Here is a 15,314-nt window from a genome sequence, read left to right on the forward strand (position 1 = left end):
ATCACCCGTTTGGCAAGGCCGCATTCGCCACCGTGCAGGACATGAGCGGCAAACTGCAGTTGTTCCTGCAGGCGAACACGCTGGGCGAAACCTATGACGCTTTCAAGGGCTGGGACATCGGCGACATCATCGCCGCCGAAGGCCCGCTGACCCGCACCAAGACCGGCGAGTTGTCGGTGAAGGCCGACAGCCTGCGCCTGCTGGTGAAGGCGCTGCGCCCGCTGCCGGACAAGTTCCACGGCTTGAGCGACGTGGAGCAGCGCTACCGCCAGCGTTATGTCGATCTGATCGTCACGCCGGAAGCGCGCGATGTATTCGTGGCGCGTTCGCGCATCGTGGCCGGTATCCGCCGCTGGCTGGACGCGCGCCGCTTCCTGGAAGTGGAAACGCCGATGATGCATTACATCGCCGGCGGCGCGACCGCGCGTCCGTTCGTGACCCATCACAACGCGCTTGATCTTGATCTGTTCCTGCGCGTTGCGCCGGAGTTGTACTTGAAGCGTCTCGTGGTCGGTGGCCTTGAACGCGTCTATGAAATCAACCGCAACTTCCGCAACGAAGGCGTTTCGACCCGCCACAACCCCGAGTTCACCATGCTGGAGTTGTACGAGGCCTATGCCACGTACACCGAGGTGATGGACCTGACTGAAGGGATGATGCGTGACGTGGCGGTTGATGCGATGGGCACTACCGTCTTTGAATGGGACGGCAATACCATCGACCTTGGCCCGAACTTCCGCCGCTGGAAGCTTGAAGAAGCGGTGCGTGAATTGAATCCGGAAATCTCGGTGGCCGACTGCCGTGACCGTGATGCACTGGCCGCGCATTGCGCGCGCCTGAAGATTCCGGTCAAGCCGGGCTACGGCTGGGGCAAGCTGCTGCTGGAAATCTTCGAGAAGACCGTGGAAACCGGCCTGATCCAGCCGACCTTCATTACCCATTACCCGGTGGAAGTGTCGCCGCTGGCGCGCGAATCCGACAGCGAGCCGGGCATCACCGACCGCTTCGAACTGTTCATTGGTGGCAAGGAACTGGCGAATGGTTTTTCGGAATTGAACGACCCCGAAGATCAGGCCGCGCGCTTCCGCGCGCAGGTCGAGGCCAAGGATGCAGGTGATGATGAAGCCATGCATTTCGACGCCGATTACATCCGTGCGCTGGAAGTCGGTCTTGCGCCGACCGGTGGTTTGGGCGTCGGCATCGACCGCTTCGTGATGCTGTTGACGGGATCAAGCTCGATCCGCGACGTGCTGCTGTTTCCGTACATGCGTCCGGAGGCGTGAGAAGACCCCTCATCCGCCCTATGGGCACCTTCTCCCCGCAAGCGGGGAAGGATAGGGGACGCATGTTCGCCTAGTGCGCGGTTTTCCCTCGCCCCGCGAAGCGGGGAGAGGGTGGCGAAGCCGGGTGAGGGGCGCTCTTATGCCGCCTTTGGTGGGTCGCGCAGTTCCTTGCGCAAAATCTTGCCGACATTGCTCTTCGGCAACTCCTCGCGGAACTCGACAAAGCGCGGCTGCTTGTAGCCGGTGAGGTTCTCTCGGCAGAACGCCTTGACCTGATCGGCAGTGAGCGATGGGTCTTTCTTGACGATGAATACCTTGACCGCTTCGCCGGACTTGTCATCGGGCACGCCAATCGCCGCGACTTCCAGCACGCCCGGCATCATTGCGATCACGTCTTCCACTTCGTTCGGATACACGTTGAAGCCGGACACCAGGATCATGTCCTTCTTGCGATCCACGATATAGAAATAGCCTGCCTCGTCCATGCGCGCCATGTCGCCGGTGTGCAGCCAGCCGTCGGCATCGATGACCTTGGCGGTTTCCTCAGGGCGCTGCCAGTAGCCCTTCATGACCTGCGGGCCATGCACGCACAGTTCGCCCACTTCGCCTGCCGGCAGGATGCGGCCTTCGTCATCCTTGATGCAGACGTTGGTGGACGGCACCGGCAGGCCGATGGAGCCGTTGTAGCCGCGCAGATCGAGCGGATTGATGCAGACTGCAGGCGAGGTTTCGGTCAGGCCATAGGCTTCGGCCAGGGTGACGCCAGTGACCTTCTGCCACTTCTCGGCCACTGCGCGCTGTACGGCCATGCCGCCGCCAAGCGTCAAGTGCAGCTTCGAGAAATCCACCTCGTCAAAACCGGGCGTGTTGAGCAAGCCATTGAACAGCGTGTTGACACCGGTGATGGCGGTGAACGGCGCGCCTTTCAACTCCTTCACAAAGCCGGGCATGTCGCGCGGGTTTGTAATCAGCAGATTGGTGGCACCGAACTTCATGAAGACCAGACAGTTCGCCGTCAACGCGAAGATGTGGTACAGCGGCAGCGCGGTAACGATCAGTTCATTGCCCGGCTTGACGTTGGTGCCGACCCAGGCTGCTGCCTGCTGCATGTTGGCCACCATGTTGCGGTGGGTCAGCATCGCGCCCTTGGACACGCCGGTGGTGCCGCCGGTGTATTGCAGGAAGGCGATGTCATCAAGACTGCTGCGGATATCGGGCAGCGTGTGCATGCGCCCCAGCGTGAGCGTGTCGCGAAAGCGCACGGCACCGGGGATGTCGTAGTTCGGCACCATCTTCTTCACGTGCTTCAGCACGAAGTTGACGATGGCACCCTTGGGGAAGCCGAGCATGTCGCCCAGCCCGGTGGTGATGGCCTTGACGCCTGGCATTTGCGCCAGCACGTCCTGCGCCACGTTGCCGAAGTTGTCCATGACCAGCAGCACGCTGGCGCCGGCGTCGGAAAGTTGATGCTTCAACTCGCGCGCGGTGTACATCGGATTGACGTTGACCACGGTCAGCCCGGCGCGCAGCACGCCCAAGATGGCAATGGGGTATTGCAGGCAGTTGGGCATCATCACCGCCACGCGGTCGCCTTTCTTCAGCTTCAATTCGCCAAGCAGATAGCCGGCGAAGTCGCGGCTGAGGCGGTCAAGCTCGTCATAGCTGAGCGACTTGCCCATGTTGATGAAGGCAGTCTTGTTGCGATAGGTCTTGAGTGCGGTGTCGAAAACGTCGGTGATCGACGAGAACTCGTTCATGTCGATTTCGGCAGGCACGCCGGCAGGGTAGTGGGCCAACCAAGGACGTTCGGAACTCATGCACATCTCCCCTCGATGGACGCCGCTGCGATATGCGGTGGCGTATGGATTCACTCCAGATTTGAGCATAGGCTCCCTGGCATGACAAGGCGGAATGGTGCGTCCGAATGAATGCCGCAATGCAGCAATTTAGCGGGTTCCAGCGCAAATTGATGATTGCGATGCTGATGCTGGCGATATTGCTTGGCGCGTGTGGAGAGTCCGATCCAGAGCAGGCCGTGCGTGCGCAACTGACGGCCATGCAAACGGCCATCGATGCGCGCGATGCAGGCGCGGTGCGCGAGCTGCTGGCCGACGATTTCATCGGCAACGAGGGCATGGATCGCCGTGGCGTGCAGCAGCTCGCCGCCGGCGTTTTCATGCGCCATCGCGAAGTCGGCGCACGGATCGGGCCGGTGGAAGTCGAGCTGCGTGGTGAGCGCGATGCCATCGCGCGCTTCACCGTACTTGCCACGGGCGGCTCCGGCGGTCTGCTGCCGGAAAGCGGGCAGGTGTATCAGGTCGAAACCGGCTGGCGGCGGGTCGATGGCGAATGGCAGCTGCTCAATGCGAACTGGAAGCCGAAGCTGTAGGTATGCATGCGGAGCAAGCTCCGCATCTATAACCTGTGACGGTGCGAACCGCGGTAGGTGACGAGCTTGCTCGGCACAAGTTCTACCGTGTGCATCGTCCCGCCAACTGCCGCAACACGTAATGCAGCAAGCCACCGTGACGGAAGTATTCCACTTCCTTCGGCGTCAACAGCAGCACATTGGCCTGGAATGACAGCGCGCTGCCGTCGCTGCGGGTGGCGGTGACCGTGGCGGTTTTCGCCGCACCATCGGCAAGGCCGCTGATGGCGTAGGTCTCCGTGCCATCAAGGCCAAGTGATTGCGCGTTTTGCCCATCGATGAATTGCAGTGGCAGCACGCCCATGCCGACCAGGTTGCTGCGGTGGATACGCTCGAAGCTCTCGGCAATCACCGCCTTCACGCCCAGCAGGTGGGTGCCCTTGGCCGCCCAGTCGCGCGATGAACCGGTGCCGTATTCCTTGCCGGCGATGACGACCAGCGGCACGCCTGCGGCCTTGTATTGCATCGCCGCATCGTAGATCGCCATCTTCTCGGGCGGTGTCGTGCCGAAGTACAGCGTGTTGCCGCCTTCCTCGCCGCCCAGCATCCGGTTCTTGATGCGGATGTTGGCGAAGGTGCCGCGCACCATCACGTCGTCATTGCCGCGCCGGCTGCCATAGCTGTTGAAGTCGGCGGGTTGCACGCCACGCGAAACGAGGAAGCGCCCGGCGGGTGAATCCTGCTTGATGCTGCCGGCGGGCGAGATGTGGTCGGTGGTGATCGAATCACCGAACAGCCCCAGCACGCGCGCGCCATGGAGGTCGGTGATGCTGCCAACTGCCATCGTCATGCCATCGAAGTAGGGCGGGTTCTTGATGTAGGTGGAGGCGTCATTCCATGCGTACAGTTCGCCATCCGGCGCGTCGATGCCGTTCCAGCGCGCATCGCCCTTGAACACATCGGCATAGTGCTTGGCGAACATGTCCGGGCCGATGGTTGCGGCAATGGTGTCGCCGATTTCCTTCGCACTCGGCCAGATGTCGCGCAGGAACACGGGTGCGCCATCACTGCCGATGCCCAGCGGTTCACGGGTCAGGTCGATGTCAATGCTGCCGGCAATGGCATAGGCCACCACCAGCGGTGGCGATGCGAGGTAGTTCATCTTCACCTCGGCGTGGATGCGGCCCTCGAAATTGCGGTTGCCGGACAGCACAGATGCCACCACCAGATCGTTCTGCGCGATGCCTTCGGACACCGCCTGCGGCAGCGGGCCGGAGTTGCCGATGCAGGTGGTGCAGCCATAGCCGACAACAAAGAAGCCGAGCTTTTCCAGAGCGTCGATCAGCCCGGCCTTTTCCAGATAGTCGGTCACCACGCGAGAGCCCGGCCCGAGCGAAGTCTTGACCCACGGCGCGGCTTTCAAGCCCTTCGCCACTGCGTTGCGCGCCAGCAGGCCCGCACCGAGCATCACTGCCGGGTTGGAGGTATTGGTGCAGGAGGTGATCGCCGCAATCACCACCGCGCCATCGGTCAGTTCGTGTTCGCCATCATCCAGCTTGATCTTCGAGATGGGCTTCGCCAGCAGGTGTTCGGCCTGTGGCTGTGCGCCGCCTTCGTCCTTGAACTCCGCCACCTGCATGCCTTCGGCTGGCTTGCGGCTGCGTGTAAGTCCGCCAAGGTTCTGGTGGAAATTGCGCTGCGCGTCTTCCAGCAGCACGCGATCCTGCGGACGCTTCGGGCCGGCCAGCGACGGCTTCACTTCGCCCATGTCCAGATGCAGCACGCTGCTGTATTCGGCCTCTGCCGCGCCCGGTTCGTGCCACAGTCCCTGCGCCCTGGCATAGGCCTCGACCAGTGCGATCTGCGCATCGCTGCGCCCGGACAGGCGCAGGTAGTTCAGCGATTCGGCATCAATCGGGAAGATGCCGCAGGTCGCGCCGTATTCCGGCGCCATGTTGCCGATGGTGGCGCGGTCGGCCAGCGGCAGGTGCTGCAGCCCATCGCCGAAGAACTCCACGAACTTCCCGACCACGCCATGCGCGCGCAGCATCTGGGTGACAGTCAATACAAGGTCGGTCGCCGTTGCGCCTTCCGGCAGTTTGCCGGTCAGACGGAAGCCGACCACTTGCGGAATCAGCATGGAAGAGGGCTGGCCGAGCATCGCGGCTTCGGCCTCGATGCCGCCCACGCCCCAGCCCAGCACGCCGATGCCGTTTATCATCGTGGTGTGGCTGTCGGTGCCGAACACGGTGTCCGGGAAGGCCCACAACTCGCCGTCGCCGCTCTCATCAGGCATGTTGCGTTCCATCACCACGCGCGCCAGGTGTTCCAGATTCACCTGATGCACGATGCCGGTGTTCGGCGGCACCACCTTGAAGTTGTCGAACGCCTTTTGCCCCCAGCGCAGGAAGCCGTAACGCTCGGCATTGCGCTGGAACTCGATGCGTCCGTTGAGGTCGAGCGCATCGGCGCGGCCATAGACATCGACCTGCACCGAATGGTCGATGACCAATTCAGACGGGATCAGCGGATTGATCTGGCCGGCATCGCCACCCAGTTTCACCACCGCATCGCGCATCGCCGCCAGATCGACCACGCAGGGCACGCCGGTGAAGTCCTGCAGCACCACCCGTGCCGGCATGAAGGCGATTTCGGTATCCGGCTCCTTGTGCGGGTTCCAGTTCGCCACCGCCTCGATGTGCTCGGGGCCAACCGTCATCCCGCCGTCTTCATGGCGCAGCAGATTCTCCAGCAGGATCTTCATCGAATACGGCAGGCGGGCGATGTTGAAGCGCTCGCCCAGCCGGATCAGGCTGGAATAGGCATAGGTCTTGCCGTTGACATTCAGGCGTGCGCGGGTGGCGAAGGAGTCGGCCATGTTGGGGCTCCGTGGCTGGATGAACGCAGCCAGTGTACGTCCGCACCTGTGACCGCACCGTTGCGGCGGCGCAACGCTGCGGGCGGATATGCAGATGCCGGTAGGAGGCCGAAAGTATGTATAATCCTTGCATACTTTTCGTCCGTGGAGGTTCCCCATGGAAGCCACCGTTGCCGAACGCGGCCAGATCACCCTGCCCAAGGCCGTGCGCGATGCGCTGGGCCTGACCAAGGGCAGCTTGCTCAAAGTGGAACTGGAAGGTGGGCGCATCATCCTGCGCAAGAACGTGGATGATGCGATTTCCCGCGCGCGCGGGCGCTTCAAGCTGGATGGCTTTGCCAATACCGATGATGCCATGCGTGCCATTCGTGGACGTGCGCCGGGCGATCCGCTGGAGTCGTTCGAGGTGTTGCGCGATCCATCCGACTACGAACCGGCCAGCAAGAAATGATTGCCATCGACTCTTCGGTGTTGATCGACCTGCTTTCCGGCAATGAGCGTGCCGAGCCGACCGAGTCATGCCTGCGCCAGTGCCTGGTCGTCGGCCCCGTGGTCGTGTGCGACGTGGTGCTGGCGGAAGTCTGCACCGCGCTGAAGGACGGCTCGGAAACCTTGCCAATCCTGGAAAGCATGAGCATCCATTTCAGCGCGATGGAAGCCAAGTCCGCCCTGCGCGCCGGCGAAATGCAGCGCCGCTACCGCCGCAATGGCGGCAAGCGCGAACGCACCGTGCCGGACTTTCTTGTTGGCGCGCACGCGCTGCTGCAATGCAATGGCCTCATCACCCGTGATGGCGGCTTCTATCGCGACTATTTCAAGGGCTTGCGGGTCATCGAGCCGCAACTCAACTAACCCCACACATACGCCACCGGAGAACCCGAATGTTCCTCGCCAGCTACCGCCAGCATGCCGCCGAACGCGCCGCCCTCGGCATCCCGCCGCTGCCGCTGACTGCGCAGCAGACCGCCGATGTGATCGAACTGCTGAAGAATCCACCTGCCGGTGAAGCAGACTTCCTGCTTGATCTGCTGGTCAACCGCGTCCCGGCGGGTGTCGATGATGCCGCCAAGGTCAAGGCTTCGTATCTGGCCGCGATCGCCTTCGGCAGCGAAACCAACGCGCTGATCCCGCGCGCCCGCGCCACCGAACTGCTGGGCACCATGCTGGGCGGCTACAACGTCGCGCCGCTGGTGCAACTGCTGGACGATGCCGAAGTCGGTGCCGTTGCCGCCAATGCGCTCAAGCACACCCTGCTGGTGTTCGACGCCTTCCATGACGTGGAAGAAAAGGCCAAGGCTGGCAACGCGAATGCGAAGGCCGTGCTGCAAAGCTGGGCCGATGCCGAATGGTTCACCAGCAAGCCGGAAGTGCCGGCCTCGCTGACCGTCACCGTGTTCAAGGTGCCAGGCGAAACCAATACCGATGACCTGTCGCCCGCGCCGGACGCCACCACCCGTCCCGACATCCCGATGCACGCGCTGGCGATGCTGAAGAACAAGCGCCCGGACGCGCCGTTCGTGCCGGAGGAAGACGGCAAGCGCGGCCCCATCGCTGCAATTCAGGCATTGAAGGAAAAAGGTCATCTGGTTGCCTACGTTGGCGACGTGGTCGGCACCGGCTCATCGCGCAAGTCGGCCACCAACAGCGTGCTGTGGTGGACGGGCGATGACATTCCGTACATCCCGAACAAGCGCGCCGGCGGCGTTTGCCTTGGCAGCAAGATCGCGCCGATCTTCTACAACACGATGGAAGACGCGGGCGCGCTGCCGATCGAACTTGACGTAGCGAAGATGGAACACGGCGACGTGGTCGAGCTGCGTCCGTACGAAGGCAAGGCGCTGAAGAATGGCGAAGTGATTGCCGAGTTCGAACTGAAGTCCGAAGTCCTGTTCGACGAAGTGCGCGCCGGTGGCCGCATCCCGCTCATCATCGGCCGTGGCCTGACCGGCAAGGCGCGCGAAGCGCTGGGCCTGCCGGCCACCGACCTGTTCCGCCTGCCGGTGACCCCGCCGGATACCGGCAAGGGCTTCACGCTGGCGCAAAAACTCGTTGGTCGTGCCTGCGGCTTGCCCGAAGGGAAAGGCATGCGCCCCGGCACCTATTGCGAGCCGAAGATGACCTCGGTGGGTTCGCAGGACACCACCGGCCCAATGACCCGCGACGAGCTGAAGGACCTGGCCTGCCTCGGCTTCTCCGCCGATCTGGTGATGCAGTCGTTCTGCCATACCGCCGCCTATCCGAAGCCGGTGGACGTGAAGACGCATCACACCCTGCCGGAGTTCATCTCCACCCGTGGCGGCGTCTCGCTGCGCCCGGGCGACGGCATCATCCACAGCTGGCTCAACCGCATGCTGCTGCCCGATACCGTCGGCACCGGCGGCGACTCGCACACCCGCTTCCCGATCGGCATTTCCTTCCCGGCGGGTTCCGGCCTTGTTGCCTTCGCTGCCGCCACCGGCGTGATGCCGCTGGACATGCCGGAATCGGTGCTGGTGCGCTTCAAGGGCAAGCTGCAGCCGGGCGTGACCCTGCGCGACCTCGTCCACGCGATCCCGCTGTACGCGATCAAGGCCGGCCTGCTGACCGTCGAGAAGAAGGGCAAGAAGAACATCTTCTCCGGCCGCATCCTCGAAATCGAAGGGCTGCCGGAACTGAAGATCGAACAGGCCTTCGAACTGGCCGACGCTTCCGCCGAGCGCTCCGCCGCCGGCTGCACCGTGCGCCTGTCGAAGGAACCGATCATCGAATACCTCACCAGCAACATCACCCTGCTGAAGTGGATGATTGCGGAAGGTTACGAAGACGCGCGCACGCTGGCCCGCCGCATCAGCAAGATGGAGGCATGGCTGGCCAACCCGCAACTGCTGGAGCCGGACGCCGACGCCGAGTACGCGGCAGTGATCGAAATCGACATGGACGAGATCGTCGAGCCCATCGTCTGCTGCCCGAATGATCCGGATGATGCCAAGACGTTGAGCGACGTGGCCGGTGCGCAGATCGATGAAGTGTTCATCGGCTCGTGCATGACCAACATCGGCCACTTCCGCGCCGCGGCCAAGCTGCTGGAAGGCAAGCGCGACATCCCGACCCGCCTGTGGATCGCGCCGCCCACCAAGATGGATGCCGCCGAGCTCACCAACGAAGGCCATTACGGCACCTTCGGCACCGCAGGCGCGCGCATGGAAATGCCGGGCTGCTCGCTGTGCATGGGCAATCAGGCGCAGATTCGCGAAGGCAGCACTGCCATGTCCACCAGCACCCGCAACTTCCCGAACCGCCTTGGCCGCAACACCAATGTGTATCTGGGTTCGGCGGAACTGTCGGCGATCTGCGCGCGTCTTGGTCGCATCCCCACCCGCGAGGAATACCTGGCCGACATCGGTGTGGTGAATGCCAATGGCGACAAGATTTACCGCTACATGAACTTCGACCAGATCACCGAATACAAGGAAGTCGCGGACAAGGTTGCTGCATGATGCCTTTCCTTCTCCCCCGCTTACGGGGGAGAAGATGCCCACGAGACCATCACCGATGCGCCTGTGGCTTTCCTTCTCCCCCGCAAGCGGGGGAGAAGGTGCCCGCGAGACTGTCACCGATATGTGCTGGTGGCTTTCCTTCTCCCCGCAAGCAGGGGAGAAGATGCCCACGAGACCATCACCGATGCGCTTGTGGCTTTCCTTCTCCCCCGCTTGCGGGGGAGAAGGTGCCGAAGGCGGATGAGGGGGAATGACGCCCGGCCACGCCGGGCGTTTTTGTTGTCCGGCATCCGGCATCCAACTGCTAGGCTCATCGCGAACGGAGAACGCCGACATGAAGAACTGGACCTGCTTTTTGATTGCGATGGCCTGCGCGGCCTTGCTGGCGGTGTTTGCATCGGCGACGCCCACGCCTGCGCCAGCCAATGCACCGGCGACCGGGTTTTCCGCAGTGCGTGCAATGGCCGATGTGCGCGAGATCGCCCGCGCCCCACATCCAACCGGCAGCGCCGAAAACGCCCGCGTGCGCGACTACCTGACCCGGCGGCTGCAATCTCTCGGCATGAGCGTGGCTTCGCGCACTGCGCCGCTGGATGCGCGTTCACGCAAGCGCTTGAGCCAGTGGCGGGGCAGCCCGGCGGATGGTGTGGAAGCCACCAGTCTGGTTGCCACCTTGCCGGGGCGTGACCCGACAAAGCCCGCGCTGTTGCTGATGGCGCACCACGATTCGGTATGGGATTCGCCGGGAGCCGGTGATGACAGTGCCGGCGTGGCCGCGATCCTTGAAACCGTGCGCGCACTTCGCGCCAGTGGTCAGCCGCTTGAACGCAGCTTGATCGTGCTGTTCACCGATGCCGAGGAACTCGGCCTTGATGGTGCGGAGGATTTCTTCAAGCGCGATCCGCTGCGCGAGCAGGTCGGCGTCATCATCAACCTGGAAGCGCGCGGCGGCGGTGGCCGCGCAGCGATGTTCGAGACGGGCAATGATAACGGCGCGATGATCGAACTGTTCGCGAACTCGGTGCGCGGGCCGGTCGCGACATCGGTCAGCGTGCTGGTTTACAACAACATGCCCAACTTCACCGATTACACCGTCGCCAAGAAGCAGGGCGTGCCGGGCTTCAACTTCGCCTTCCTCGGTCGCCCGGCGCAATACCATTCCGCAACCGCCACGCCCGATGCGCTGGATGCCGGTTCGCTGCAGGACATGGGTCGCCAGACGCTGGATCTCAGCCGCGCTTTGCTGGCCGTGCCGACACTGCCGGGCAAGTCGCCCGATCTCGTGTTCTTCGACCTGTTCGGCCTGCTGCTTCTGTCCTATGCCGGCTGGATCGGCTGGTTGATCCTTGCGGTCACCGTTGCGGCCTATGGTTATGCCGCACGGGGCATGGTGACAGTGCGTGATGCGGAGCGGGGCGTTGCGATTGCGCTGGCGATACTGCTGATTGGCGGATTGGTATTGTGGCTCGGCAATCTGGTATCGGGCGCGGGCGGGGCGGTCAATTACTACGACAGGCTCGCGGCTACCCCACGGCTTGAACTGCAGGCGGCGTTGCTGTGCATGGCAACGGCCATGTGCGTTGCAGGGCTACTGCTCAATCGTCATTCAATGACTGCGCTGGTGCCCGCCACTGCCATACCGTTCCTGCTGCTGGCCGGTCTGGCGCAGGCGTTTGCGCCCACCGCCGCGTTCCCGCTCTATCTGCCGCTGCTGCTGGGTGGGGCAGGGATTGCCATTGCGCGCTGGCGTCCCGGTGCAATCGGTGACTGGGCGATGACCATCACGGCGGCGGTAGGCGGCGGTTACCTGCTGACGCTTGCCCATGCGCTGTTCGAAGCCGTGGGGCAGGGCATGCCGTATGTCGCCATCCTGCCACTGGCGCTATGCGCCTTGCTGCTGATGCCACTTGTCCCTCGCGTCGAGCGCGCGTGCGCGATGAAAGGCGCTTTGGCGCTGGGCGTGTTGGCGATGCTGATCGCGCTCTGGGTGCGGTTCGATGCGGTTGCAGCGAGCGTGCCGTCCTACAGCATGTCGTGATGCCGATGGTGTGGTTCAACCCCGCAGCCGCGCATCGATCGCCGCCGCCATGTCGCGACGGCGGAACACGAAATCCCACAGGCTGCCGCCCATCTGCCGCCACAGCACGGCGGAGCGCAGTGCAGCGAGCAGCAGGGCGCGGATTTCGGCGACCACGCCGGCCTGCCCGAGGTAATGCGGATTGCCTTGCACCATGACTCGTGGGCGCAGGGTGCTGACGGTGTCGGCATACAGGCTGCCAAGGCCGGAGACCACGTCCGGATGTGCGCTGCCCAGCCGCGCGGCTGGCTCCGACAAGGCCTGCAGGCCGGTCTGCACCTTGCCGACGATGGCATCGTCCTGCGCGAAGCGGCGTTCCAGTTGCAGCACGGCCAGCGCCAACTTGTACAAGGCCGCGTCCTTGCTGTCGTTGGACAGGTATTCGCGCAGCAGGCGCAGGCCAGTGCGGACGTTGCCGGCACCGGCATAGACGGCTTCGGTATCACGCGCGTCGATGCGGAACACGCTGTCCAGCGCGGCCTGCACCTGATTGCTGTCGGACTGGCCGGTGTCTGCCGTGCGGCGCACCTGCGCCAGTGCCTGCAACAGGCCGGCCAGAGCCAGCACACGATCGTCGATGGTGTCGGTGGTCATGCAACGTTCTCGAAGGAATGGGGATGGCCTGGCATGCGCGCGTCGGTGGACAGGATCACCGCGCCGCCGAGGCAGTTGTCGCCGTCGTACAGCACCAGTGATTGCCCCGGCGTGACCGCACGCTGCGGGCGGGCGAAGCGCACAGCCACGCTGCCATCGTCCTGCACTTCGACCTCGCAGGCTTCGTCCGGCTGGCGGTAGCGGGTTTGCGCGGTGCAGGAAAAACGCGAAGCAGGCGGACTGCCGGCGATCCAGTGCGCGGTCTCGCTGCGCAGTGCGCGTGATTGCAGCCACGGACTGTCATGGCCCTGGTCTGCGTAAAGGATGTTGCGCTCCACGTCCTTGCCGACCACGAACCACGGTGCCTGCGGGCGACCGCGCACGCCGCCGATGTTGAGGCCTTCGCGCTGGCCGAGGGTGAAATAGAACACGCCCGGATGTTGGCCGATGCGGATGCCGGCAGGATCGCGGATCTCACCGGCTCGCGCTGGCAGGTAGCGCGACAGGAACTCGCGGAAATCGCGTTCGCCGATGAAGCAGATGCCGGTGGAATCCTTTTTCTCCGCCGTGCGCAGGCCATGCTCGGCAGCGATGCGGCGCACTTCGTCCTTGTGCAGTTCGCCGAGCGGGAAACGTGTTGCCGCCAGTTGTTCCTGCCCAAGCTGGTGCAGGAAGTAGCTCTGGTCCTTGCCGCGATCCAGCGCACGCAGCAGACGGAACCAGTGGCCGTCGTGATCGACCCGTGCGTAGTGGCCGGTGGCGATGCTGTCTGCACCCAGTTCGCGGGCGGCATCGAGGAAATGCTTGAACTTGATTTCGCGGTTGCACAGCACGTCCGGGTTCGGCGTGCGGCCCGCCGCGTATTCGGCAAGGAAGTGCTCGAACACACCATCCCAGTATTCGCGCGAGAAGTCACGAAAGCGCAGCGGGATGCCCAACTTGCCGCAGACTGCCACGGCATCGCGGCGGTCATCCTCGGCTCTGCAATCGCCGGAACCGGCCGCTTTCGGCTTCCGACCGCCATGGATGGCGGGAGTGCCGGAATTGCAGGATGCATTTTCCGGCCTGCCTTCAGCGGCACTCGCGCTGTCCTGCGCATCGTCATCGGCCCAGTTCTGCATGAACAGCCCGGTCACATCGAAACCGGCATCGCGCAGGTGCAGGGCGGCGACGGACGAATCCACGCCTCCCGACACACCCACCACGACGCGCTGCCCGCTCATGCCAGTTGCTGCACCAGTGACAGCGGATGCCGCGCGCCGCCGAGGAAATCCGCGACCACCTGCCAGACCAGCGGGCTGCGGTGTTGCGGCACCAGCGCCTGCAATTCGGCGGGCGTCAGCCACAGGGCGCGGACGATGCCGTCATCCAGCGTTGCACCGGGGATCTCGTCCACCGGTTCGGCGGCAAAGGCGAAGCGCAGGTAGTGCTTGCCGCCGCTCCCATCTGGCGCGTCAGTCGCCTTCCACTGGTAGGCACCGATGGCATGGGTGATGCGCACGTTCCAGCCGGTTTCCTCGCGGGTTTCGCGGATCGCGGCCTCGACCAGGCTTTCATCCGGTTCCAGATGGCCGGCAGGCTGGTTGATGACCAGCCCGCCATGTGCGTGTTCTTCCACGCACAGCAGGCGACCGTCGCGCACCACCACGGTGGCCACGGTCACGTCCGGCTGCCAGAAGCGTCCTTCGCGGTAACTCATGGCCGCGCGCCTTGGGTTTGCTTGCTCATGCCCGCATTGTCCCTGCTGCCGCCGGAACCGTCCATGCGTCGCCGCTCCTTATAATTGCCGCCATGCCCAACACGCCTTCCCATCCTCAGCACGACCACGACCATGGCGTGGCGGTTGCGCCCGCACGCCCGCAGGTCGCGCGCCCGCCGATGTATTCCGTCTTCCTGCTGAATGACGATTACACCCCGATGGACTTCGTGGTGGACGTGCTGATGCGATTTTTTTCGATGAACATCGAGAACGCCACCCAGGTGATGCTGCATGTGCATACGCGCGGGCGAGGCGTTTGCGGCGTGTTCACCCGCGAAATCGCCGAGTCCAAGGTGGCGCAGGTCAACGAATACGCCCGGCTCAACCACCACCCGTTGTTATGCACGATGGAAAAGGCATAGGCGCTGGATAGTCCGTCCGGGCACTTGTGCCGGAGCCGGATGCACCCTACATAGGAAGCAATCGTTCAGGAGGGCAAGCGCCCATGTTCAGCAAGGATCTGGAACACAGCATCGGCCAGTGCTACAAGCGCGCCCGCGAGGCGCGCCACGAGTACATGACGGTCGAACACCTGCTGCTTGCGCTGCTGGAAAACCCCTCCGCCGAGGCCGTGCTCAAGGCCGTGGGCGCGGACTTCCCGCGCCTGCGCGGTGACCTGGAAGGTGCCATCTCGCTTTCGGTCAACACGTTGGCCGCGGACGATGGGCGCGATACCCAACCCACGCTTGGCTTCCAGCGCGTGCTGCAGCGCGCGGTCTATCACGTGCAGTCATCCGGCAAGAAGGAAGTGACCGGCGCCAACGTGCTGGTGGCGGTGTTTGGCGAAAAGGATTCGCACGCCGTGTATTTCCTCAACAAGCAGGACGTACACCGGCACGTTGGCGCCGGTCACTTCCTTCTTGCCGGATGACTGCACGA

12 protein-coding genes and 1 pseudogene are annotated in these 15,314 nt (G+C 63.8%); 8 read left to right on the plus strand and 5 right to left on the minus strand.

What is annotated here, in order from left to right:
• Positions 1–1,283: lysine--tRNA ligase (gene lysS / locus QM612_RS01845; protein WP_415252196.1), on the plus strand; the 1,283-nt coding region annotated here is incomplete at its 5' end.
• Between the two features lie 137 nt (positions 1,284–1,420).
• Here the strand turns inward: lysS and QM612_RS01850 are convergent.
• Entirely contained in the window at positions 1,421–3,100 is a 1,680-nt protein-coding gene (locus QM612_RS01850) for a long-chain fatty acid--CoA ligase (RefSeq protein ID WP_415252197.1), read from the minus strand.
• A gap of 107 nt (positions 3,101–3,207) precedes the next feature.
• Here QM612_RS01850 and QM612_RS01855 point away from each other — a divergent pair, with 107 nt between their 5' ends.
• On the plus strand, positions 3,208–3,672 hold the full coding sequence (locus QM612_RS01855; protein ID WP_415252198.1) for a DUF4440 domain-containing protein: 465 nt from the start codon (positions 3,208–3,210) through the stop codon (positions 3,670–3,672).
• An 82-nt stretch (positions 3,673–3,754) separates the two neighbouring features.
• On the opposite strand, the gene acnA is transcribed toward QM612_RS01855, so the two are convergent.
• A complete protein-coding gene (gene acnA, locus QM612_RS01860) occupies positions 3,755–6,529 on the minus strand; it encodes an aconitate hydratase AcnA (protein ID WP_415252199.1) in 2,775 nt (924 codons plus the stop codon).
• 157 nt (positions 6,530–6,686) lie between these two features.
• Between acnA and QM612_RS01865 the strand changes: the two genes are divergently transcribed.
• The 4 genes from QM612_RS01865 (at position 6,687) to QM612_RS01880 (ending at position 12,043) form a co-directional block, all read left to right on the plus strand.
• Positions 6,687–6,980 (plus strand): AbrB/MazE/SpoVT family DNA-binding domain-containing protein, encoded by a 294-nt coding sequence (locus QM612_RS01865; protein ID WP_415252200.1) that lies wholly within the window; start codon positions 6,687–6,689, stop codon positions 6,978–6,980.
• Positions 6,977–7,381, plus strand: coding sequence for a type II toxin-antitoxin system VapC family toxin (locus tag QM612_RS01870; protein ID WP_415252201.1), 405 nt, complete (start codon positions 6,977–6,979; stop codon positions 7,379–7,381). Before QM612_RS01865 ends, QM612_RS01870 begins: the two co-directional genes overlap by 4 nt.
• A gap of 29 nt (positions 7,382–7,410) precedes the next feature.
• On the plus strand, positions 7,411–10,005 hold the full coding sequence (gene acnB / locus QM612_RS01875; protein WP_415252202.1) for a bifunctional aconitate hydratase 2/2-methylisocitrate dehydratase: 2,595 nt from the start codon (positions 7,411–7,413) through the stop codon (positions 10,003–10,005).
• Between the two features lie 334 nt (positions 10,006–10,339).
• Positions 10,340–12,043, plus strand: coding sequence for a M20/M25/M40 family metallo-hydrolase (locus QM612_RS01880; RefSeq protein ID WP_415252203.1), 1,704 nt, complete (start codon positions 10,340–10,342; stop codon positions 12,041–12,043).
• Between the two features lie 15 nt (positions 12,044–12,058).
• On the opposite strand, the gene hflD is transcribed toward QM612_RS01880, so the two are convergent.
• From hflD to QM612_RS01895, 3 genes are read right to left on the minus strand one after another with little or no spacing between them, the layout of a single operon-like run.
• Positions 12,059–12,676 carry a high frequency lysogenization protein HflD gene (hflD, locus tag QM612_RS01885; protein WP_415252204.1) on the minus strand — a complete coding sequence of 206 codons (618 nt, stop codon included), beginning with the start codon at positions 12,674–12,676 and terminating at the stop codon, positions 12,059–12,061.
• Complete coding sequence (gene mnmA / locus QM612_RS01890) at positions 12,673–13,899, minus strand: tRNA 2-thiouridine(34) synthase MnmA (RefSeq protein WP_415252205.1); 1,227 nt, start codon at positions 13,897–13,899, stop codon at positions 12,673–12,675. Before mnmA ends, hflD begins: the two co-directional genes overlap by 4 nt.
• Positions 13,896–14,375 (minus strand): NUDIX hydrolase, encoded by a 480-nt coding sequence (locus tag QM612_RS01895; RefSeq protein ID WP_415252206.1) that lies wholly within the window; start codon positions 14,373–14,375, stop codon positions 13,896–13,898. The genes mnmA and QM612_RS01895 overlap by 4 nt, the downstream gene beginning before the upstream one ends.
• Positions 14,376–14,467: 92 nt before the next feature.
• Here QM612_RS01895 and clpS point away from each other — a divergent pair, with 92 nt between their 5' ends.
• Together clpS and QM612_RS01905 are read left to right on the plus strand one after the other, a co-directional pair.
• A complete protein-coding gene (gene clpS / locus QM612_RS01900; protein WP_415252207.1) occupies positions 14,468–14,797 on the plus strand; it encodes an ATP-dependent Clp protease adapter ClpS in 330 nt (109 codons plus the stop codon).
• Between the two features lie 83 nt (positions 14,798–14,880).
• Positions 14,881–15,270 (plus strand): annotated as a pseudogene (locus tag QM612_RS01905) (Clp protease N-terminal domain-containing protein); the annotation flags it as partial.
• Positions 15,271–15,314: the final 44 nt, after the last annotated feature.

The organism is Thermomonas sp. (assembly GCF_047606765.1).
Lineage (GTDB): Bacteria > Pseudomonadota > Gammaproteobacteria > Xanthomonadales > Xanthomonadaceae > Thermomonas.